Source organism: Flavihumibacter cheonanensis, assembly GCF_022352215.1.
In the GTDB taxonomy this organism is placed as follows: domain Bacteria; phylum Bacteroidota; class Bacteroidia; order Chitinophagales; family Chitinophagaceae; genus Flavihumibacter; species Flavihumibacter cheonanensis.
The window spans coordinates 1,955,093-1,977,814 of sequence record NZ_JAKRWF010000001.1; the positions used below are offsets into that span (position 1 = coordinate 1,955,093).

The 22,722-nt window shown below is 46.0% G+C and carries 15 protein-coding genes; 10 read left to right on the forward strand and 5 right to left on the reverse strand.

Going from position 1 to position 22,722, the window contains the following annotated elements:
- Nucleotides 1-9 precede the first annotated feature (9 nt).
- The 10 genes from MD536_RS08675 (at nt 10) to MD536_RS08720 (ending at nt 12,750) form a co-directional block, all read left to right on the forward strand.
- Nucleotides 10-885, forward strand: a complete 876-nt coding sequence (locus MD536_RS08675) for a bifunctional 5,10-methylenetetrahydrofolate dehydrogenase/5,10-methenyltetrahydrofolate cyclohydrolase (RefSeq protein ID WP_239597877.1) — start codon at nt 10-12, stop codon at nt 883-885.
- Between the two features lie 89 nt (nt 886-974).
- On the forward strand, nt 975-1,556 hold the full coding sequence (locus tag MD536_RS08680; protein WP_239597878.1) for a 7-carboxy-7-deazaguanine synthase QueE: 582 nt from the start codon (nt 975-977) through the stop codon (nt 1,554-1,556).
- Nucleotides 1,557-1,598: 42 nt separating this feature from the next.
- The gene (locus tag MD536_RS08685) at nt 1,599-3,533 is read left to right on the forward strand and encodes an OmpA family protein (protein WP_239597880.1); all 1,935 of its coding nucleotides are present in this window, start codon (nt 1,599-1,601) and stop codon (nt 3,531-3,533) included.
- 58 nt (nt 3,534-3,591) lie between these two features.
- Entirely contained in the window at nt 3,592-4,698 is a 1,107-nt protein-coding gene (gene dprA / locus MD536_RS08690) for a DNA-processing protein DprA (RefSeq protein WP_239597881.1), read from the forward strand.
- A 58-nt stretch (nt 4,699-4,756) separates the two neighbouring features.
- A complete protein-coding gene (guaB, locus tag MD536_RS08695) occupies nt 4,757-6,259 on the forward strand; it encodes an IMP dehydrogenase (RefSeq protein ID WP_239597883.1) in 1,503 nt (500 codons plus the stop codon).
- 29 nt (nt 6,260-6,288) lie between these two features.
- Nucleotides 6,289-7,899 (forward strand): apolipoprotein N-acyltransferase, encoded by a 1,611-nt coding sequence (gene lnt / locus MD536_RS08700; RefSeq protein ID WP_239597885.1) that lies wholly within the window; start codon nt 6,289-6,291, stop codon nt 7,897-7,899.
- On the forward strand, nt 7,899-8,663 hold the full coding sequence (locus MD536_RS08705) for an alpha/beta fold hydrolase (RefSeq protein ID WP_239597886.1): 765 nt from the start codon (nt 7,899-7,901) through the stop codon (nt 8,661-8,663). Before lnt ends, MD536_RS08705 begins: the two co-directional genes overlap by 1 nt.
- Nucleotides 8,664-8,680: 17 nt before the next feature.
- The gene (locus tag MD536_RS08710) at nt 8,681-11,332 is read left to right on the forward strand and encodes a PKD domain-containing protein (RefSeq protein WP_239597888.1); all 2,652 of its coding nucleotides are present in this window, start codon (nt 8,681-8,683) and stop codon (nt 11,330-11,332) included.
- Between the two features lie 19 nt (nt 11,333-11,351).
- A complete protein-coding gene (locus MD536_RS08715) occupies nt 11,352-12,110 on the forward strand; it encodes an SDR family NAD(P)-dependent oxidoreductase (RefSeq protein WP_239597890.1) in 759 nt (252 codons plus the stop codon).
- Nucleotides 12,111-12,252: 142 nt separating this feature from the next.
- Nucleotides 12,253-12,750 carry a hypothetical protein gene (locus tag MD536_RS08720; protein WP_239597892.1) on the forward strand — a complete coding sequence of 166 codons (498 nt, stop codon included), beginning with the start codon at nt 12,253-12,255 and terminating at the stop codon, nt 12,748-12,750.
- 131 nt (nt 12,751-12,881) lie between these two features.
- On the opposite strand, the gene MD536_RS08725 is transcribed toward MD536_RS08720, so the two are convergent.
- From MD536_RS08725 to ruvA, 5 genes are all read right to left on the reverse strand, one after another.
- Nucleotides 12,882-13,469 carry a hypothetical protein gene (locus tag MD536_RS08725; RefSeq protein ID WP_239597893.1) on the reverse strand — a complete coding sequence of 196 codons (588 nt, stop codon included), beginning with the start codon at nt 13,467-13,469 and terminating at the stop codon, nt 12,882-12,884.
- On the reverse strand, nt 13,459-13,962 hold the full coding sequence (locus MD536_RS08730; RefSeq protein WP_239597895.1) for an RNA polymerase sigma factor: 504 nt from the start codon (nt 13,960-13,962) through the stop codon (nt 13,459-13,461). The genes MD536_RS08725 and MD536_RS08730 overlap by 11 nt, the downstream gene beginning before the upstream one ends.
- The gene (locus MD536_RS08735) at nt 13,959-14,795 is read right to left on the reverse strand and encodes an alpha/beta fold hydrolase (RefSeq protein WP_239597897.1); all 837 of its coding nucleotides are present in this window, start codon (nt 14,793-14,795) and stop codon (nt 13,959-13,961) included. Before MD536_RS08735 ends, MD536_RS08730 begins: the two co-directional genes overlap by 4 nt.
- Nucleotides 14,796-14,853: 58 nt before the next feature.
- The gene (sov, locus tag MD536_RS08740; protein WP_239597898.1) at nt 14,854-22,044 is read right to left on the reverse strand and encodes a T9SS outer membrane translocon Sov/SprA; all 7,191 of its coding nucleotides are present in this window, start codon (nt 22,042-22,044) and stop codon (nt 14,854-14,856) included.
- Nucleotides 22,045-22,137: 93 nt separating this feature from the next.
- Nucleotides 22,138-22,722, reverse strand: coding sequence for a Holliday junction branch migration protein RuvA (gene ruvA, locus MD536_RS08745; RefSeq protein WP_239597900.1), 585 nt, complete (start codon nt 22,720-22,722; stop codon nt 22,138-22,140).

A 22,722-nucleotide genomic window follows, 5' to 3' on the forward strand; every position in this document is an offset into this window, starting at 1 on the left:
CTTTGCGCCATGCAAATTCTAGATGGTCAATTGGTGTCCCGGGCCACCAAGGATGAATTAAAGCTGAAAGTAGCCCAGCTGGTCACAGAAGGTAAAAAAATCCCTCACCTGGCCGCCGTTTTGGTAGGTTCCAATGGAGCAAGTGAAACTTATGTTGGTGCCAAAGTGAAAGCCTGCGGGGAAATCGGCTTCAAATCCACACTTATCCGGCTGGAGGAAGATATCAGCGAAAACAAATTACTGTCTGTTATCGATGACCTTAACCTGGATCAGGATATTGATGGCATCCTCGTGCAATTGCCCCTTCCCAAGCATATTTCAGATGAAAAAGTGATCAATACAATTCTTCCCTCTAAAGATGTGGATGGCTTCCATCCCGCCAATGTGGGTAAAATGGTGCAAGGCCTCGATACCTTTATTCCGGCAACTCCTTACGGGATCATGCTTATGCTGGAACATTATAAAATAGAAACCAAAGGCAAACATGCCGTGGTGATAGGCAGAAGTAATATTGTAGGGCGCCCGATGAGCATCCTGCTCAGTCAATCTGCCCCCTATGGCAATTGCACTGTTACTATTACCCATTCACATACCAAAAATCTAGCAGAAATCTGCCGGTCTGCGGATATTATAGTGGCAGCTCTTGGTATCCCGGAATTTGTTAAAGAAGATATGGTTAAAGAGGGCGCTATCCTTATTGATGTTGGCATCACCCGGGTACCGGATGCTTCCAAAAAATCAGGATTCGCACTGAAAGGGGATGTTGATTTTAAAAACGTTTCTCCCAAGTGTAGCTTTATCACCCCCGTACCCGGTGGTGTTGGTCCGATGACCATAGCGGCACTGATGAAAAACACGTTCAAAGCATGCATAGACAAATTATGAATTATGAGTTGAGAAGTTTGAATTCATTCTCAGTTCCTAATTCATAATTCCTAATTCATAATTCATACTTCCATATCATGCTTCCCATAATGGAATCATTCTATACCCTCCAGGGCGAGGGATTTCACCAGGGCCGCGCAGCCTATTTTGTGCGGCTGGGGGGCTGTGATGTAGGTTGTGTCTGGTGTGATGTAAAAGAAAGCTGGGATGCATCCAAACATCCACAGCAGGCAGTAGCTGAAATTGTAAAGGGAGCATTGGAACATCCGGGCAGGCTGGCCGTAATTACCGGAGGAGAGCCCCTGCTCTACAACCTGGATGAACTCACCCTGGCATTGCGAAAGGAAGGTTTCGAAACCAATATAGAAACATCCGGCTCCAGCCCTCTTAGTGGGTATTGGGACTGGATCTGCCTTTCCCCCAAAAAGTTCAAATTTCCCCTTCCCGAAGTCATAGCTGCTGCTCATGAATTAAAGGTGGTGATCTTCAACAAGACCGATTTTGTCTGGGCTGAAAAATATGCAGCGCAAGTTTCTCCTACCTGTAAATTGTACCTGCAACCCGAATGGGATAAACAGTCGGAAATGCTGCCACTCATAATTGACTACATTAAGGCGCATCCCCAGTGGGAACTCAGCATCCAGAGTCACAAATTCATAAATGTACCATAAAGCATTGGGTACCTGCATAAAATGGCCTAAATTTCGTTTGCTATGCATATGCAGTTTAAATCCAATCTTCTTTGCCTGTTGGCAATCATATTATTTATAAGCTTGAGCCCCCTGCAGGCACAGGTTTATAATCCGGGTAAAGTAAATAACAAGGCACTGAAGCTGTATCAGAAAGCCATGGAACAGGCCGAAGAAGGTTATTTTCCGGAAGGCATCAAAACCTTACAGGAAGCAGTCAAAATTGATCCCCAGTTCGCAGATGCCTGGCTCTCCATCGCCGGCATGTACGGTGAACTCAAAAATTATGAACAGGCGGTGCTCAATTATGAAAAGGCACAAAGCATCGACAGCAGTTATTTCCGCGATTATAATCTTCCCTACTCTATCAACCTGGCCGGATTGGGTAGATTCCAGGATGCATTAAAAGCAGTGAATCGCTTCATGACCATCAACGACCTGAATGAATCCAGTCAACGGGCTTCTTCCTACCGCCGCAAAACCTATTTGTTTGCACTGGAGCAGGCTGCAAAACCGGAGCTATCCTCCTATAGATTCACCCCGCTGAATATGGGGGACTCAGTCAACAGCACCGTATCAGAATACTATCCGGCACTCACCATAGATAACCAGCAACTGGTATTCACCCGCCGCGTGGGTAACCGAAATGAGGATTTTTTTGAAACCCGCAAATCCGGTGAAGGCTGGAGCTCAGCCAAAGGATTAACAGGCCAGATCAATTCCAACCTCAATGAAGGCGCGCAGTCCATCTCACTCGATGGCCAGTGGCTGATCTTTACCGGCTGTAATTTCCCGGACAGCTATGGTAGTTGCGATCTGTATATTTCCTATAATACACCGGCCGGCTGGACAGAACCACAAAACCTTGGGCCCAAAATCAACACCGAATTCTGGGAATCTGCTCCCAGCCTTTCACCAGATCGCCGCGATCTCTATTTTGCCAGTCGCAGACCCGATGGCTTTGGTGGCAGCGATATCTGGGTAAGTCATCGTTTACCCAATGGTCGCTGGAGTGAACCTGAAAACCTCGGACCAGAAATTAATACCAGCGGCGATGAAAGCTGTCCATTTATCCATGCCGATAACCAAAGCCTCTATTTTACGTCCAACGGTTTATCTGGTTATGGAGGAGATGACCTATTTGTTGCCAGAAAAGGTCCGAAAGGCAGTTTCTCACTTCCCCAAAACCTGGGATACCCCATCAACACGATTGAAAATGAAGGCAGCCTGGTCATCACAGCAGATGGTACTACGGCCTACTACGCAAGTGACCGGGCGGATAGCAGAGGAGGTCTCGATCTTTATACTTTTACCATGCGCGAAGGCGTTCGCCCAACCAAAACCATCTGGATCAGAGGAACCGTTCGCGACAGTAAAACCAAAAAAGGCCTTCCATCTGCAGTTGAACTAACGGATATCAGTACCCGACAGGTAATCAGCCTCGTGGAAACAGATGAAACCGGTAATTACCTGATCACCTTACCAACCGGTAGAGATTACGCGTTTAATGTAAACCGTAAAGGCTACCTGTTTTATTCAGAGAGTTTTCAGTTAAGTCAACGTGCCCCCGATTCCACCTATGTGATTGATATCGAATTACAGCCCATTACAAAAGATGCCAGTATTATACTTAAGAACATTTTTTACGAAACCGGTAGTAAAGAGTTAAATACTTCTTCTGAAGTAGAACTGGATAAACTCGTACAGCTGCTGAAAGACAATCCAAGTTTACGAATCCAGATTAATGGTCACACCGATGCAGTTGGTAAAGCATCCGACAACCTGGCACTTTCCAATGCAAGGGCACAGGCTGTTGTGGACTACCTTGTCAAAAATGGCATCCAGGCGGCCCGTCTGAGCTTTAAAGGATTTGGCGCAACCCAGCCTATTGCTGACAACAACACAGAAGAAGGCAGGGCCAAAAACAGGAGAACAGAGGTGAAAGTAACCAGCGAATAACCGTTTTTTCACGCTTGCTCAGCTCCTTCCCCAGAACTAAATTGGCGGAAAGAAATCTATGGAAGAGGAAAAGTATTGCCAGGTTGCACTGACCAGGGTAGGATCTGTCGGTTATGTACATGCGAAGCTCTTACTGGAACATTTCGGATCTGCCAAAGCCATCTTCTCCGCCTCTGTCCGGGAACTCCAGGCTATTGAAGGAATTGGTCCGCAACGTGCCAGGCAAATCAGGGAATATGCAGGCTTTCCTGAATGTCAAAAACTGGTGCAGCAATCCGAAGCCAAAGGGATACGACTGATCGGCTATGGAGATCCTGATTTTCCGGCTTCTCTGAAAGAATGTTATGATCCACCCAGTTTACTTTATTATTCAGGAACTGTGTCTCTCAACCTACCGCGAACTGTTGCAATAATTGGTACCCGCAACCATACCGAATATGGCAGACAGCTTACGCAACAATTGGTAAAAGAATTCGCGGCACATAATATCTGCATCATCAGTGGAATGGCCTATGGAATTGATGGTCTGGCGCACAGAACTGCGCTGGAACAGAATTGTACTACCATCGGCGTGCTGGCACATGGGTTGGATCATATCTATCCCTCTGCCCATACAGGAATGGCAAAAGAAATCCTTAAAAGTGGAGGTGCTTTACTGACAGAATTCCCCATTGGCACCAAAGCACAACGCCATCATTTTCCAATTCGCAATCGAATTGTAGCAGGTATCAGTAAAGCGGTTATTGTAATTGAAACCGGCATACGGGGAGGTAGTGTAATTACTGCAGGTATGGCCAATAGTTACAATATTCCGGTGTTTGTACTTCCCGGCAGGTTGTCTGATAAATCCAGTGCCGGATGCAACCGGATGGTACGCGATCAGAAAGCTATCCTGTTTACCAGCGTTTCAGATTTTCTCGAAGAAATGCAATGGAAGGAGAAAGAAAGCGGTTCCAGGCAGCCTGTTCAGCTCGGATTACTACCTGACCTCGACCCCTCCTCCACCCTGCTGGTTCACCTATTGGGAAAACATGGCATATTACCTCTTGATCAGTTGTACATTTTAAGCGGACTGGAATCCGGTACCGCCGCTAAAGCCATTCTCGACCTGGAATTAAGTGGTGTTATCAAATTATTACCCGGCAGAAGATATACACTTTCCTGAGCAGGGGGTGGCGGGACAAAAATTTGGGACATACCCTGGCGGCATCCTATCTTTGCACATGGCAACAAGAAAGACCACTCCCCGAAAACTCGATTTATCCCACAAATTTTTTGGTGAAGGCCTGACCTTCGATGATGTGCTCCTGGTTCCCGCTTATTCAGAAGTGTTACCAAGAGAGGTTTCCATTCGTTCCAAACTCACACGCACCATTTCTCTACAGATCCCCATGCTCTCAGCAGCCATGGATACTGTTACAGAAGCGCAGCTGGCAATTGCACTGGCCAGAGAAGGCGGAATTGGTATGCTTCATAAAAATATGAGCATTGAACGCCAGGCTGAACAGGTACGCAAGGTAAAACGTAGCGAAAGTGGCATGATCCTCGACCCGGTAACTTTATCACCGGATGCAACCATAGGTGACGCACTTCGCCTGATGAAAGAAAACAAAATTGGCGGTATTCCGATTGTTGATAAGAATAATAAACTGGTAGGTATACTCACCAACCGAGATCTTCGGTTTGAAACAGCCAAGGCGAAAAAAGTGAGCGAGGTGATGACAAAAGACCGGCTGGTTACTGCACCTGAAGGAACCGACATGAAAAAAGCGGAAAAAATCCTTCAGCAACATAAAATTGAAAAACTGCCGGTAGTAAGGAAGGATGGCAAACTAGCCGGACTTATCACTTACCGCGACATCCTGCAATTGCATAGTTTTCCACATGCCAACAAAGATTCCTTTGGTCGACTGGTAGTTGGCGCAGCGGTAGGTATTACCAAAGACATGCTTGACCGAGTGGCTGCCCTCCAGCATGTAGGTGTGGATGTAATCACCCTTGATTCTGCACATGGTCATACCAGGGGCGTAATGGAAGCAGTAAAAAACATCAAAAAGAATTTTAAAGAATTACAGGTAATAGCAGGGAATGTAGGTACAGCCGACGGAGCAAGAGCCCTGGCAGAAGCAGGTGCTGATTGCATAAAAGTGGGTATTGGTCCGGGTTCCATTTGCACCACCCGCATCGTTGCCGGTGCTGGTGTTCCACAACTTACCGCAATAATGGAAGCCTACAGCACTCTTCAACCAATGGGCATTCCTCTTATTGCTGATGGAGGCATCCGGTATACCGGTGACATGGTGAAAGCACTGGCAGCCGGAGCCAGTTGCGTAATGATGGGTAGTGTGTTTGCCGGAGTTGAAGAAAGTCCGGGCGAAACCATCATTTACGAAGGCCGGAAATTCAAGGAATACCGGGGTATGGGCTCTATCGGGGCCATGTCCCAGGGTTCAAGCGACCGCTATTTTCAGGATGTGGAAGACGATATTAAAAAACTGGTTCCGGAAGGTATTGAAGGACGAGTTGCTTATAAGGGCCACCTGAAAGAAGTAGTTGCCCAGTTTGTAGGTGGTCTGCGTGCAGGCATGGGATATTGCGGAGCAAAAGATCTGGAAACCCTTCAAAAAACAGCCCGCTTCACTAAGATCACAAATGCCGGCATGAAGGAAAGCCACGCGCATGATGTGGATATCACGAAAGAAGCTCCTAACTATAGCAGGAAATAATTAAAGAGGGATGAACTATTTTCGTTGGAATGAAGAAGTTTCATCCCTTTCTTTTATCTGTTGCAAGCGGACTTTTATTAGCAGCAGCATGGCCACCCATGCCAACCACCCTGCTGATTTTTATAGCCTTTGTTCCTCTTTTTTACCTGCTTGAGCAGGGACCATCCAAATTCGCCTTCGTTGCCTGGTCCTTTCTTTCCATGCTGATCTGGAACAGCATTACTACCTGGTGGATCTGGAACTCCACAGATGTTGGTGCAATAGGCGCCATTATTGCCAATTCCGCTTTCATGAGCCTTCCCTGGCTTGCCTTCTACAATGTTCACCAGCGATTGGGTACCAAATTCAGTTACTGGGCTTTCCTTGCCTGCTGGATGACCTTTGAATATATCCATCTCAACTGGGAACTAAGCTGGCCCTGGCTAACCCTCGGAAATGTTTTTGCCAATACCACCAACTGGATTCAGTGGTACGAATTCACAGGCACATCCGGTGGTACGCTCTGGGTATTACTTGTAAACATATTGTTCTTCCGAAAACTCATTCAACTTCCTCATGCTTCCCGTCCTCAGTTAAAGCCGGCAGGAAGCTTACTGCTTATCGCCATTGGTGTACCTGTTGCGATTTCTTTTGTGGTAAAAAATTTCACCCTAAGCAAGGAAGAAACAACCATCACCAATCAAAAAAACACAGTAGTTGTTCAGCCCAACATTGATCCCTATGCGAAATTTTTTCCTGGCACACAGGAGCAGCAACTACAACAATTAATCAGGCTAAGTGAAGCTGCCATTGACAGCCAGACGGTACTGGTAGTTTGGCCAGAAACAGCCATCAATTCACCCAATGGTCTGGATGAAGCACGATTAAGACAGAACAGTTCCCTGGAACCGATCTGGAACTTTTTAAGCAGGCACCCTAAGATCAGGCTCTTGTCTGGTATTGAAGCATACGGATTTTTGCCTGAGGATACGGAATCCCCCTATGCTCGTCCCATTCCCGGTTCCAATCTGAAATACGAAGCCTATAACACGGCTGCCCTGCTCGACAGTTCGGGTATCCTTAGCCGTTACCACAAGTCCAAACTGGTACCCGGAGTAGAAACCCTCCCTTCTTTCCTTCGCTTTTTAGATAAATGGTTTGAACAGTTTGGAGGTACTACCGGAGGTTATGCCAAACAGGAGGAAAGAACCGTACTGGTGGATCAAAACAGCGGGCTGGCTATCGCCCCTGCTATTTGTTATGAATCCATTTATGGAGATTTCATGACAGGATTTTTCAGAAACAGGGCAAACGTTATGGTTATTATTACAAATGATGGCTGGTGGGGAAATACTGCCGGACATAAACAACACCTCGCCTACGCGCGTTTGCGTGCCATCGAAACCCGTCGCTGGGTGGTCAGAAGTGCTAACACAGGCATCAGCGCCTTTATTGACCCCTACGGAACCATTGTACAGCAACAGGGATGGGATTCTTCTGCAACCATTAAGCAAGCAATTCAACCAATCGACAAACAAACCCTGTTTGTTCGATTCGGCGATTGGATCTCCTGGATTATGATTGTGTTATCAATTCTCCTGGTTTCCTGGTCGAGCATTGTATATTTAACCAGGAAGAAAACTGCTAAAACCACTACCTGATGCATTACCAGCTTATTGGAACCGGAAAACCTGTGGTATTAATCCATGGGTTTGGAGAAGACAGTCGCATTTGGAAACAACAACTTGAATTCCTTGACTCACACTGCCAACTCATCCTACCGGATTTACCGGGAACAGGGCAAACAGAACCAGAATCAGAACTTACCATGGAATCCATGGCAACCGGTATCCGGGATATACTCGATAAAGAGAAAATCGATAGCTGTATTTTACTAGGGCATTCTATGGGCGGTTATATCAGCCTGGCTTTTGCTGAATTATACCCGGACAGAATCAATGGTCTCGGTTTATTGCATTCCAGTGCATTCGCAGACAGTGAGGCAAAAATAGAAACACGGCGTAAGAGCATAGCCTTTATCAAAAAACAGGGATCCCTCCCCTACCTGGAAGCCTCCACACCCAATTTGTTTGCAGAAGAAAATCGGTTACCCATGACCGGTTTAATAAGTGACCTGGTAGCCCGGCATGCTTACATAAAACCGGAATCACTGGCAGCCTTTTTAGAAGCCATGATGGCCCGGCCCGACAGAACGCATATCCTGAAGAAGGCCAATTTCCCGGTCTTGTTTATTGTTGGCAGGGGGGATCAGGCAGTACCTTTTACAGACTCCATGCAACAGGTATATCTCCCTGATTTGTCCTATATTTATATACTTGAAAAGTCCGGGCACATGGGTATGCTGGAAGAAACCGAAAGCTTCAATCAGGCACTAGTTGATTTTATTTCCAGCACACCGATGTAGTCAGTTAACCATTTTAAATGAAAACAATCGGTATACTGCTGTTGGTGTTGTTTGGGATAAGCTCTGCTGCATTAGCTGCGCATATTCGGGGGGGTGAGTTAACATACCGATACCTGGGTGCCGGTACCCAACCAAATACCTCGAGGTATGAACTGACACTCAAATTATATGTCGATTGTAGTGCGCGGGGTGAAGGCCAACTGGACGGTAGTGTATCCTTTAGTATTTTCAGAAAGACAGGTGGCATCAGTCTGCTGCAAAGCGTTACTGCTCCTTTTACCAATGAGCAGCGAATTGAATACGATCCCAATTCCAACCCCTGTATTCTCAACCCACCAACTGATATTTGTTACCGCCTTCGTTATTATACTGTTGTGGTAACCTTGCCTGACTCAGACGATGGCTATTCTGTTGCTTTCCAGCGCTGTTGCCGGATTGACAACATCCGAAATGTAGCAGGAAACAGTGGTGATGTAGGAGCTACCTACTCCTGTGAAATACCAGGCACCAGGGCGCTGAATGATGCATTGAATAACTCCAGTCCCAGCTTTAACCCAAATGATGCCATTGCCATTTGTGTAGGCACCAATTTCACGTTCGACTTTTCAGCAGAAGATCAGGACGGCGATTCATTGGCTTATGAATTCTGTAATGCATTTGTAGGGGGCGGACGCGAACCAGGTGTATGTGTAACCTGTACTTCTCCCAATCCAACTTCCAATCCACCACACTCTTCCATCAATTACAGGGGAGGTTTCAATGGAACCAACCCACTGGGTGGATCTGTCAGCATCAACCGGAACACCGGACTGATGACAGGAGTAGCCCCTAATGCAGTGGGGCAATATGTAGTTACTGCCTGTGTTCGGGAATACCGACGGGGCATATTAATCAACACGCATCGAAAAGATATTCATATATCTGTTTCTAACTGCCAGCCTTTAAGAGCCTTCCTGGACCCGGATTATAGTTTTTGCGACGATTTTAATGTGACCTTTCAAAACGGGCAGGCGAATCCTGCAGGAGCTGTTTATATCTGGAATTTCGGAGACGGTTCCGATAATGATACGGTTTCAACTGCACTGGGACAAATACAGCACCAATATGCTGATTCCGGCACCTACACTGTTAAATTAAAAGTTTTATTAGCCGGCGGACAGTGTGTGGATTCAACTACCACACTGGCCAAAGTATATCCCGGATTCTTCCCCGGTTTTACTTTCTTAGGTTCCTGCCTGCTTACCCCTTTCAGCTTTGTTGATACCACCAGGAGCCGATATGGAACAGTGAACAAATGGGCCTGGAATTTTGGCGATGAAACAACCGATACCGATGTTGCTACTATTCGCAATCCTTCTTATAAGTTCAACTCCCTGGGAATAAAGACTGTAACCTTACAAGTGGAAAGTGACAAAGGCTGCAGGGGTACAGCTACAGTCCAGGTAGAAGTCCGGGATCGCCCCAACCTGGTATTACCTTTTAAAGACACATTGATTTGCAGTATTGATCAGTTGCCTCTGATAGCCACGGCACCAGGGACTTTAAACCCAGTTTTCACCTGGACGCCCAATTACAATATTCGGTTTGCAAACACCCCCAACCCTATTGTGGAACCTAAAGTAACCACCACTTACAGGGTGAATCTGAATGATAATGGCTGTACTGCAAATGACTCTATCCGCGTTCGGGTAGTTGATCAGGTTACGTTAAGTACAGCTCCTGATACAACCATTTGTCTGACTGACCCTGTTCCCCTTGCTGCATTTGGTGATGGCTTACGCTATGAATGGACGCCCGCAGCTGACCTGGATGATCCTACCAGTCGAACACCTTTTGCAATTCCAACTGCCACAACAACCTACTCTGTAACTGCCCGGATTGGTGGCTGTTCAGCAACTGACCAGATTACCGTGCGTGCAGTACCCTATCCGGGTGCAGATGCCGGAGAAGACCGGTTTATTTGTTATCTCGATTCCACCCTGCTAATTGGAACTATACAGGGAGCCTTCTTCAATTGGTCGCCGCAAAGCACATTGCTGGATGCTAATACACTTACCCCAATTGCCCTGCCACGATTCAGTACCCGGTATGTACTGACCGTTACTGATACTATTGGCTGCCCCAAACCCGGAAGAGATACTGTTTTGGTTGGTGTACGCCCCCCTGTACCCGCTTTTGCAGGAAATGATACGGCTATTGTTGTCGGACAACCACTCCAATTGAATGCCACAGGCGGAGCTATTTATCGCTGGGAGCCTTCAACAGGATTAACAGACCCCTTTATTTCGAACCCGGTTGCCAATATCACCCAGAACCAAACGTATATCGTAAGGGTTTCAACTCCTGAAGATTGTTTTGCGCTGGATACTATCAATGTAACTGTATTTACTACTGCACCTGATATTTTCGTCCCTAATGCCTTTACGCCGGGTAAAGCTACCAACCCTATTTTCCGTCCCATTCCGGTAGGTATTGCCCAAATTGACTATTTCAGGGTATTTAACCGATGGGGACAAATGGTTTATAGCAGCTCGAGTTCCGGAGGTGGCTGGGATGGCAAGGTAGGAGGGCGAGACCAGGGTACAGATACCTATGTATGGATGGTGCAGGGTCGTGATTATACAGGAAAAGTAATTTTCAAAAAAGGAACTGTAGTTCTGATACGGTAACCACAAAGGACTTTTTTACATGAAACATATTGCATTGATTACTGGTGCCAGCTCCGGATTTGGCTGGGCTACCGCCAGAAAACTGGCAGAAAAAGGATATGATCTGATTTTAACAGGCCGGAGAGGCGATCGGCTGCAAGCTTTGGAAACAGAGCTGCATAATATGTTCGGCACAAAATGCCGGTTGCTGGTAGTTGATGTACGCGATAAGAAAACAGTATTCCAACAAGTAGAAAGCCTGGAAGATAACTGGAAGAAGATTGATTTATTGATTAATAATGCAGGGCTGGCACTAGGAAGGGACTATTTTGATGAAGCCGACATGGATGATTGGGAAACCATGATCGATACCAACCTGAAAGGAGTTATTTATATGACCCGCGCTGTGCTGCCCCATATGATCGCGCACAATAAAGGGCATATCATCAATATGGGCTCCATAGCCGGCAAAGAGATTTACGAAAAAGGTAATGTGTACTGTGCTTCCAAACATGCGCTGGATGCCCTCTCCAGGTCCATGCGGGTGGATTTACTGCGGCATGGCATAAAGGTTACAGCCATTCATCCGGGAGCCGCAGAAACCGAGTTTTCCAAAGTGCGGTTTAAAGGGGACTCCGAGAAAGCAGATGCTGTGTACACGGGCTTTAAACCCCTTGATGCTGAAGACATTGCGGAAACCATCTGGTTCTGCGCGAGCCAGCCTGCCCATGTTTGTATCAACGACCTGGAAATTACCTGCACAGCACAGGCCAATGCTTATCTTTTCCATAAAGAATAAAAAACCAGCCGTCTTACAATAGCAGCCCCATCCTGACGTTTATTTCTGGAATTCCAAACCCTGTTCAAATCCAGCCTGGTTTTTGTGGTAAGTAAGCAGTCCAACAACCATGGTATCGATTTGATAAATGAAAACTGTTAGGATGAAAAACCTTATTTTTTCTGCCTTCACCATGGCGGCCATTGCCCTAACCGGCACTACACAAGCCCAGGACCTGATCCGGCAGCAGACCTGCCAGACCCAATCGGTCCAGCACCAAATCGACAGTTTAAAACGGTATTATTCTGCCCATGGATTTTCCCTGATGAGAGAAGCCAGCATGCAGATGGAAAGCCAGTATGAAATGCCCATCATCGTTCCCCTTACCCAGGGAGAATGGTATAGTTTTGTATATGTTGGAAACCCGGAATCAAGGTTACATGAAGTACGTATGTACGACTACATGGAGAAAATGGTGATCTACCGGAAAAATCTGAAAAAGGATCCCTCTGCCAACGTCATTAATTTCACTTACGAACCGGTAGCCAGTGAATATCATATCATCAAGCCCGTCCAGATTAACAACAAACAAAAGGACCTCTGCGGATATGTGATGTTATTCAAACGAACTGATAAACGAACTGCCACCACTGGCAAATAAAAACCAAAGAGGCCTGGATCAAATCCTGGCCTCTTTAGTTAAACCAACCGTCCTGCAATAATTTTTAGCGTTGCTATACAACAAAAGTACCCACTAATTAAAGCCTGAACAATACCCTAATGTGGTTATTTCTAACTGTCCAACATTGAATTCAATTTGATCCAATCCTGTAGGATAGCCATTTCTTTTTTGATGCCTTTGCGGATTTGCTGAATCATAATAAATGCGCCTGGTGGTACACTTGCGCAACATAAAACCGTTAACCACAAAGGAGCATGCCGGCTGAATTCAGGCATAAGCAAATAGAAACCAACCAGGTAAATCACTACTATGGATATCGTAACCGGCCCATGCACAAATTTCCTAAAGCTACGATAACGAATGGTCGCTTTTGTATAGGCTTCTGCAGACAACCAGGTTTTGATACTTCTAGCTTTCTGTATACTGAATCCTTCTATCAGAATTCTGAATAGCAGGGTGCCAATCATCAATCCTACTCCCGTTTTACCAGCAACTGTTGAATACGGATACCAGCGCACCAGGAACAAATAAATAAAAAGCACCGTGCAACTCAGTATCACAATAGTTGCGTATTGTGATACAAGACTCGCATTTCTTTTTGCAGTTGCCTGTTTTGACCAATCCGTATGCATTGATTCTTTCGCCTCCGATTGTTCCTTTTTCCAGGACTGTTTCCATTCAAATAATTCATCCTGCATGGCGTAGTAATTTTTTTATTCGTTCTTTTATCCGGTGAATTTTAACCCTGAGTGTCGCCTCACTGATACCCATAACCGAAGCGATCTGATCGTATTCAAGTTCATCCAGCACCATCATTATTATAAGCCGGTCTACTTCTGCCAGTTGTCCGATGGCACGATACAACTCACTAACCTGCTCCTGCCCTTTTACAGTTGCTTCAGTATCCTGATCCCTTATATTTTCAAGATGTTCAGGAGCCAGTCCGGCTTTCATTCCCGGCTTTCGTAAATATTGCAAACAACTATTTACAGTGATCCGATAGATCCAGGTCTTGTAGTTGGCTTCTCCCCTGAATTTTGATAAGGCATTCCATACGTTGATAAAAACGTCGTGGGCAAGATCTTCAGCCAATGCCAGATCACCGTTTAAAAAACCGGTACAGACCTGCTTTACCATGGGAGCATAGTCCCTGTACAACTGATCAAATAGATTGCTGAACTGCCTGCTCATTTGGAAAAATACTGTTGTATGTTGCGGGCCATCCATTCAAATTCATCAAACATGATAAAGTGCCTGCTTTTATCTGCTATGAGAATTTCTTTGTTTGATAAAGCTTCGTATTGTTTGTTGTAATTTTTTTCAATCATCTCCCTGTTAGGAAAGCCAGCGCCCAATATTAGTACTGGTGCTTTAATAGATGGCAGTACCGGTCTTAGATCCAGCTTCAACAAATCAGTGTATCCAAATACATATACTTTCCGATCGGCTTTCAACATCCAGTTGGTAATGCTGTCTGCTTTTTCCTTCGACTGGGTCATATTTGATGACATACCCGCCGCCATTTTTTTAAAAGGTTCCGCCTGCATTTCCAATAACTGTTTATTATACGGACTAATATACTTTATCTGCTCCGCTTTCACTCCCGGCATCATCACCTCCCGCATACAGGGAATGGCATCCACCAGCACAACTTTTGTTATTCTATCCGGAAGTAGCGCCGCCAGATCAGTTGCCAGGTTGCCCCCCATGCTATGCCCAACCAGGTATACTTTTTTAAGCTTCTGGCTCTTTACATAATCAACCAATCCGTCTCTGACTGCTGAATACCAGGGTGTATCAATGGCCGCAGTACCAGCAAAGCCGGCATAAGTAATAAAATGTGAGCTATATCCTTTTCCCAGGAAGGCTGCTGTTTCATGCCAGATGCTGCCCGGACAGCCAAAGCCCGGCAGATAAATAACCGGCGTTCCTTTTCCTGATTTTTCAACCTGAATGGCAGGAGCCTGACCCAACACCAGCGTTATCTGAAAAACAAAAACAATTGCTATAAGTATCGATTTCATGGAATTCATTTTCCACTTTGATACAGGCCAAAGCAAATTGTTACACCCCCTAAAAAATTTATTGCTGGGCCAGGGAAATCCGGATCTGCAATCCGGCCCTGGTGGTGGTAATCGGAGCCGATGTAGATATTTTTGGAATGGTTCTGCGCTGATCAAAGAAGAGTCGCAGGTTCACCCGGTTATTCAATACATAATCAATAGAAGGCGAAATGGTAATCACTTTCTGACCAGCTGTTGGCAAGGCAGCTTCCTGGTCAAGGCGACTATTAGCGGTTGCATCATCCCGTAAGCCCAGGTCCAGTCGCATGTTCAGATCATTTGACAATTCCTTGGAAGCCTGTTTGCTTCCTGGCAGTTTCACCTTGAAAGGAAGGTTCACACCTCTCTTCCTCCAGCCTACTCCCAGTGTAAATTCTTCCGATCGCGCTTCACTTAACTGGAAGTCGATCAGACTCAGACTCAACTGTCGGCTCTTTTTATATTCAAAGCGCAGGGTGAGTTGGTTGGTGAATTGCATATCAATATCCAGGAAGGGAGCAAAGGCCTCGGAAATAGAAATATTCGGTACCAGGAAATAAGGATAGAAGTTACCGGTAGCCGTATCAATAAAACCAGGCGCATTCAATGCCAGCGGATCCGCAAAGAGCAGGTTGTTATTGAAACTGTTCATGCTGAGGTTGCTGTTATACGCATGCGTCAGGGTTACATTGGTAAAGGTTTTTTCAAGTCCCGGTATTCTGGTGAGCCCAGTATACGTTACCCGCCAGTTGGGCTTGGGCAGAATATTTCGGAAAGGATTGGATCGCACACTGCTGTTATCCTGTTCAATCAAAGAAATCGATTGAGGGTCTTTGTTTGTGTATGCTGCAATGAAGGAAGGTATTAATACATCCTGGGCATACCTGCTATAACCTGTATAAAAGCCATCCGACAACCGTTGTTCTGTAGGATCCAATTGCTGCCAGTAAGGATTCTTGGTTGCATTCCGCTCACTCAAAATGATCCGGTTCTCCTGGAAACGTTTAAAGGTTTCCGTTACCTCATTGGGTTGGAATTTTCCAAACAGGGTCTGATAGGAAATGTAACTCACATTAAAGGAGCCTGCTACATAAGGACTCAGTCTTGCAAAACTTCCATTACCCACAGTGTCTTTATACAATTCCGAATAATTCTTTCCAAACGACTTATCCAGGTTCAGGTCAATCATCAGATCCCGTACCGGCATCAATTGTGCGGTTATGCTTAACCGTTGGTTAAAGTCCTGCCGGTTCAGATTATTTAATAGTGGGTTATTAGTAATGAGTCCCCTTCGCGCGAAATCATTGATAAAGGAGGTATCCGGTTGCTTTCCAAAAACAAATCCCCAGCCCGGTGCAGTGGTTCGAGTATTCATGCCCAGGAATTTGGTACTGTCCGTATAACCCGCCAGTGAAGTGGATCCAGTTTCACTGTATTGCACACTTACCCGTTTCACGGAAGTTATAATTCTTCCAACGATTTTTACGACTGTTCCTATCTCCGGCAAGTCATTCGGATCCCGCTTGATTTTCAATTTTCCTCTCTTGGTACGAACCGTATCCGGAGCAGGCTTCGCAGCTGATTTATCTGGTTTAGGTGCATCCCAGTCGATGGCGCGCAACCACCTTGATTTTGCATACAACCTCGTAAAATCCAGTTCCGCCGCCATGTTTTTCTCCTGTCCATTCGATATGAAATTTCCCAGGCTCTTGGCAAACTCATCCTGCGAAGCTGTCAGCCAGTTGTAACGGGCCGTATAGCCTACTCTCACTGTAGTCCAGTCGAGCAGCGGTACCTTTGCAGTTGGTAAGGTATAGGTAATATTGGCCGACTGATCATAGGTTGTATTACGTCCTCCTCTCCAGAACAATTGCCACATGCGCCGGCGTTCTCTTTGATCCAGTCTGCCTGAATCTTCGTCTACCCTTGCCCGGTTGACCGCAGTAAAATCAATATTCAGCGACCGGGTCAGATCCCAGCGCAAATTATAATAACGATCAAAAGTGAAGTACTTGTCGTAGGTTTCAGGAATGATGCCTTTGGGTCCTCCCACATTACGCGGACGAATTGCTCCAAACTGACGATTCACATCTGCCCTGAAGCTTAATAAAGAAGGCGCATAGTTCAGGTTAAACTCTTTCACCAGGTCGTACCATTTGGATGGTCCCTTGAACTTTTTCTTAAAGGGTTCCCAGTATTTTGGAGTGCCAACGTAATTGTATCCCAATCCCGCCCGGTGTTTGGCCATCTCTTCTGATTCAATCAAGGGACTGAAACGTTCCACCTTGGTATAGGAATAACTTACATCAAAATTCTCTACACTGTAGATCTTCTGTTTTTTCCCAGAAGTATTGAGTTTACGAACATTGGTAAAATTGACTGTTTTAGTTGTAGTCACATCTACAGCATCCTGGCGGATAGAATCCCGGTCGGAGCCACTGGCAGCGTCCAGTTTGTCTTTCAGCTTTACATCCAGATCGTAGGGATCATATTCAGGCGTCAATACAGTTTGAGAATAGCCCGCATAAACCGGAATACTCATACCTGCTTTTTCAGGCAGCAGTTTTCCCAGTTCCAGGTTGGTGGCCGCATCAAACTGTGTAAAGTTTTCGCGACTCCTTTCATTTACTCTCTGCTCCAGGTTACCAAATCCGATACTGCGTGCAGCAGCAGATAAAGAAACAGTTCCCAGATCCGCCAGTTTGATATCAACCCGGCCGGTAGCAGCCCAACCACCACTCTCATCCAATGATGACAAACGCAATTCGTTGAACCAAACTTCGGAACATACAGGCGCACCAGAATTATTCACAATTCCAAGGAACATACCTCTCACTTCACCCAGGTTCGGGTTACCAAAGATGGCATAGGTTTTTCCATCTTCATCTGTTTCAGAATAATAGAGATTGTTCTGCGTGGAATTATTTCTGCTCAGCTTTAGATTGATCAAGCGCTGAATGGATAGGTTCAACTCATTTTGTTGAGGCCAAACGATATCTGCCTGCGAATCGGTATATCGTCCGAATGGTGTAACCTTAAGGGGTATGCGAATTTCGTAATAGTTGCCTACGAAATCATTACCTATCCGGATCACGGCAGAAAGATCATTGTCTTGCACAGCAGGAGAGCCAACCACACTTTCCGCATGCACAAACATTTTCATCTGACCATACTGACGCAAATCCAGGTTCATCGTTTTGAAAACCCCGCGACCATCTCTGCTTGGAAGATTACAGAGCTTCATACTCATAGCCTGTTCGTTCTGCAGGATGTTAACGTTGTTATTACTTAATTGCTGAACACGCAGAATGCCAGGAGGGATCAGATAGTTCACTGGCTGACGGGAACCATTCTCTTCCACATTCACAGCCAGCACATTAAATTCGGTAGGTGAATTTGCAGGTAGTGGTTTATAGGTACCTGTTGTATCCAGTTCAAAAGCAAAGCGACGCCATTGGTTCCGCACCAGTTCCAGTTTGGCAAAACGGGTTACAACAGAATCTTCAAAGCCGGTCAGGAACATCCGAATAAAACGAATCGATTTAAAGTCCGGAATATTTCCCACTTTCTGTTCATACTCAGCAATTGGAATGCGGAAGAGATACCATTTCCGCTGAGGGCCTTCACCTGCAATAATGCGTTCATCCGTAATATAATTCTGTCCCACTACCAGGTCCTGCGGACGCAGGTTCACACGATACTGAAAATATTCTTCCAGTTCATTCAGGGTGTTATCGCGGTTCAGGTCTTCCTGATCAGGATATAGAGTGAATGCGGTTGTTACAGTTGAGTTCGCTGCCGCGATGGGTGAGTTGCCATGCGGATTATTGATGTTCTTATATCGCGCCAGGATGTCGCCCTCCGGGTTATTGTAAAAATCATCTCTGTAATTGCGGAAGTTGTCATTTGCAGGATCCGCCAATGCCTGTTGATAAGCAGGTGAGTTGGTTCCAAAATTAGCAGCCAGCTGATTCAGGTAAGCATTGAACTTTCTGCGCTCTGCATCATCATCCAAACCATCGAAACCAACATCCTGGAAGGGTCGGTCGGTAGGATCGTTGCTGAAGGCTGTTGTTACTTGGATCGGGTTATTAGGTGTATTTCCCCAGGCAGAACTGGAGTCAACAGTTGCCTGAATATTGGGAGTTGGTAAACCATTTTCAAAAAACCTGCGACCATCGCGCAGCACATCTTCTGAAATATTACCCAGGTTGAAATAGAGTTGACCACCATTGCTGTTGGGATTATCCAGAAAAGGATCCTGCATCCAGAATTCAATGAACTCCACATTACCGGTTTCAAAATCCACCTGGTCCAGGCCTCGCATGATACCACCCCAACGTTGTTCAGGATTCAGTAGTTTACCATTGGCATTGACACTTCCCGGTCTTGCATCAAAGTTATACGGACCACGATCTCTTGGATAATAAGCCAGGTCGAACGTAATCAATTGGGCGGTTCCAAAATCAGGTGTTCGCGCAGGGAATAATTGGTTTTGCGTTACAGCGCGGATCTTGGGATCCAGGAAATAATCATTCGGGAAAAAGGAAGTCAGCGGGTTATTCGGTGCCCTGCGATCCTGCAGGTTGGGTTCAATATTGTACCAGGCCAGCTTGGCACGATTATACCCATAGGCCAATGAATCAGTCAGTTCACCTTCGGGGAACAAACCATTTCCCTGTGGAGTTGAAGCCAGGGTCCAGTTGATCAGCGGGAAGCGAAGATCAATACTATTACGCGTGCCTTCAAAATCATCTACATAAATAAGTCCGCTCTCTCCCTTACCGATCTGTGGTGGGTGACCCGGTTTCAGAATAGCTCCCTCACCATAAGCGGTGATGGTACTCATTTCCGTGGTCTTATAAAAAGGGATTTTATCCAGCCATCGGGTGAGTCGGGGTGCTTCGGCCCTGTAACTGAAATCCAATCCATACATGGTATTGCGGATCGGATCCTCATTGTAATTCATTTTGGTGAAGAAGGGGCGTTCACCCAAGCGTACGATTTGTCCCCCAATGGTAAAGGATTCCTTCACAGTGTTGATGGCCATATAATCCCACCGGACCCCCATATAATTTCGTTGCTGTATGCCGAAAGTGGCATTGTTCTCAAAGCCTACCTGAACCGGTATGCCGGAATTGAGAATTGCCTGGTTGATGATCTTTACGGAACCCAGGTTATAATCCACCATGTAATCTATACCTTCTACGAGCGTACGACCACCAGATGTAACAGTAACCGATCCCTGCGGCACATTGAATGCGCCCAGCGGGATATCAGAAGTTGCCTGTCCCTTTGCTGTACCACTGATGATGAAACGATCCAGGTTCGCATAGGTTTTGGCAATCTCTTTAATGGTATCATAGAGTGGAAGGAAAAGATATTTATCCTTGATTTCCTGTGGCACGCCCTGGAAGGCAACACTGTCGAGGTCGCGACCAAAAGGCTCCAGGAAAGGAAAGATAATTCTTGCCTGGTTGGATATCACAGTAAAGCCTTCAATATAGTCAAAGACCCCATCGGGTTGAGGGTCCCGGTTATTATTAAGGCGGTCGAGGTTTAAGATTGTAATAAGAGGTATGCCGGTTCTGGGACCTTCAGGCAGATAGCGTTTGGTACCCAGACTGGGCTCTTCATATAATACGTTGAGTTTGAAATCTGCCGGCTGCACACTTGAGATATAACCTCCATCCCGCGTACGCAGAGCATACACGTTTTTCATCATGAGGTCGAAAATGGGAAGGGTGGTTCGCTGGGAAGTTGCTTTCAGCATTTTCAGGAACAACACTTTGGGATTACCTGCAATGATGGCGGTGGTATCGGGAGGCACATCCTGCGAAAATTCACCCACCTGGTAGATCTTGCCATTGTAGCTGTACTGAAACGCGATACCCAATACCTCATCTGGCTGAAGAGGTTGGCTCAGGGATAGAAAACCAACCTGTGGATTGAAATAATAATCATTGGGACCTAGTTTCCGGGCAAAGGTTTTTTCAAAATCCTGTACGGGACGTAAACCCAAACTACCCAGTTTACCGGTAACTGTTGCCGATCGCCTACTGGCGGGGTCAGAAACCAGGGCCTGGTACAAACCATTCACCGTATTGGAGGGTAGGGAATCAGGTGTTACGGGGGTTGGGAAATTAAAAGGAAAACGCTCACCCAGATCAGCCAGTGCTACGATATCGCGGGTTTCGGTAGTAGCACCATTCCGGTTGGTAACCCACACTTCGAGGCGCAGAATATTCACGAGGGAGTTCACAGCAGGCAGACTGCCCATCGCCCTGTTATAATTTTTACGGAAGAATTGCGACATCAGGAAGTGCCGGTTTTCTTCGTAATCATTGATTTTAAATTCAAAATTGGTGGTAGCAGCTCCTCCAACCAATCCGAGTGATTGCCTTTGCGCTCTTTGGTTAGCCAGGATACCGGTAATAAATAATTTACCAAATTGTAGCTGGGTTTTGATACCAAAAAGGGATTGCGCTCCCGGAATCAAAGAGCCCTTTGTAGAAAAAGATACGTTACCAGCTTCAATCCGTTTGATGATTTCATCCGGGCCGCCGGTATAATCCAGTTTGAGCTGGTTTTCAAAATCGAAATTGGCCTGGGTATTATAGGTGATAGGCAATTTCATCTTATTGCCAATATTCCCCAGCACACTCAGGTTGGCATTCATATCAAAATCGAAACCACCATTTCTACGGGCTCTTTCAGGAAGGGTTGGGTTTTTGATGTTTTGTCCCTGGTAGCCGGCGATAATATCAACATTACCCATAGGCCGTACATCCACCTTCCCCCCGCCAAATATGCGGTTGAAGAAAGATTCGGAAACCGACAATTTGGGTTTGATGTTTTTTCTGTTCAGGCTGCTCAGTACATCAGCCCTTTGGCGGAAATAATCCCGTTCCTGGATAGCTGCCCGGTACCGGAGATACTCCTCAAACGTCATGTAGGTAGGCGTCCGGTAGTATTTATCACCAATTTTCTCGACAATGAAATACTGCCGGGTAATCGGATCGTACTCAACAGATTTATTGATGTTTGAAGGATCGTTCAGGTCGAAGGGGTTTTTTCGGATGCCCTGCTCTGCGCGGCGGTCTTCCAGGGGGAAGCGTAGGGTGTCAGGAGCTTTAACCCCAGGAACCTTTGGAACTGTGTCTTGCGGATTGCGTGAGGAATCCTGCTGCGAATATCCAGGCAATCCCGGGCAAAGAAATGCCAGGATCATAGAAATGATCAGTAGGAGACGCCCACCATGCATGCGAAAAATGCCCACAGTTTTTTCCCAGGTAATTAGTTAGGTAGAACTCCTGCTATAGGCTTAGAGGTTTTTAAGTGCTGATTTGATAATTTCTTCTACTTTGTCAGAACCTGGGTGTAATTGCATAGACTTACGGAGTGCTACTTCAGCCGCCGGACGAGCAATTCCAAGTGCCAACAAAGCATTTAACGCATCGGTTTCTGCTGTATTGCCTATTGACACTGAATTATTTAGATCCAACGACTGCTTGGTGAATTTATCTCGAAGTTCGAGAATTATTCTCTCTGCAGATTTCTTGCCAATTCCTTTGACAGACTCCAATTGTTTCGCATTTCCCTGGATAATAGCCCTTGAAATTTCTTCCGGTTTCAGGGAAGAGAGCATCATCCTGGCGGTGGAAGCACCAACTCCATTCACCCCCAGCAGCTGTAAAAACATATCTTTTTCGGCTGTAGTGGCAAATCCATAAAGCAGGTGGGCATCTTCCCGAACCTGGAGGTGAGTATACAACATGCCCTGGGTTTTACCCTGAATTTCACCATACGTGTTTAACGATATAAAGACCTCATATCCAACTCCCTGAACATCAATATGAACAAAAGTGGGTGTAAGAAGCGTGAAATTCCCCTTGAGAAAAGCGATCAT

Excerpts from the sequence above, each read along its gene's own strand:
- MD536_RS08685 (WP_239597880.1), top strand. The coding sequence starts at position 1,599 with ATGCATATGCAGTTTAAATCCAATCTTCTTTGCCTGTTGGCAATCATA.
- MD536_RS08680 (WP_239597878.1), top strand. The coding sequence starts at position 975 with ATGGAATCATTCTATACCCTCCAGGGCGAGGGATTTCACCAGGGCCGC.
- sov (WP_239597898.1), bottom strand. The coding sequence starts at position 22,044 with ATGATCCTGGCATTTCTTTGCCCGGGATTGCCTGGATATTCGCAGCAG.
- ruvA (WP_239597900.1), bottom strand. The coding sequence starts at position 22,722 with ATGATCGCTTTTCTCAAGGGGAATTTCACGCTTCTTACACCCACTTTT.
- MD536_RS08720 (WP_239597892.1), top strand. The coding sequence starts at position 12,253 with ATGAAAAACCTTATTTTTTCTGCCTTCACCATGGCGGCCATTGCCCTA.
- MD536_RS08715 (WP_239597890.1), top strand. The coding sequence starts at position 11,352 with ATGAAACATATTGCATTGATTACTGGTGCCAGCTCCGGATTTGGCTGG.
- MD536_RS08725 (WP_239597893.1), bottom strand. The coding sequence starts at position 13,469 with ATGCAGGATGAATTATTTGAATGGAAACAGTCCTGGAAAAAGGAACAA.
- dprA (WP_239597881.1), top strand. The coding sequence starts at position 3,592 with ATGGAAGAGGAAAAGTATTGCCAGGTTGCACTGACCAGGGTAGGATCT.
- MD536_RS08730 (WP_239597895.1), bottom strand. The coding sequence starts at position 13,962 with ATGAGCAGGCAGTTCAGCAATCTATTTGATCAGTTGTACAGGGACTAT.
- guaB (WP_239597883.1), top strand. The coding sequence starts at position 4,757 with ATGGCAACAAGAAAGACCACTCCCCGAAAACTCGATTTATCCCACAAA.
- MD536_RS08735 (WP_239597897.1), bottom strand. The coding sequence starts at position 14,795 with ATGAAATCGATACTTATAGCAATTGTTTTTGTTTTTCAGATAACGCTG.
- MD536_RS08710 (WP_239597888.1), top strand. The coding sequence starts at position 8,681 with ATGAAAACAATCGGTATACTGCTGTTGGTGTTGTTTGGGATAAGCTCT.
- MD536_RS08675 (WP_239597877.1), top strand. The coding sequence starts at position 10 with ATGCAAATTCTAGATGGTCAATTGGTGTCCCGGGCCACCAAGGATGAA.
- MD536_RS08705 (WP_239597886.1), top strand. The coding sequence starts at position 7,899 with ATGCATTACCAGCTTATTGGAACCGGAAAACCTGTGGTATTAATCCAT.
- lnt (WP_239597885.1), top strand. The coding sequence starts at position 6,289 with ATGAAGAAGTTTCATCCCTTTCTTTTATCTGTTGCAAGCGGACTTTTA.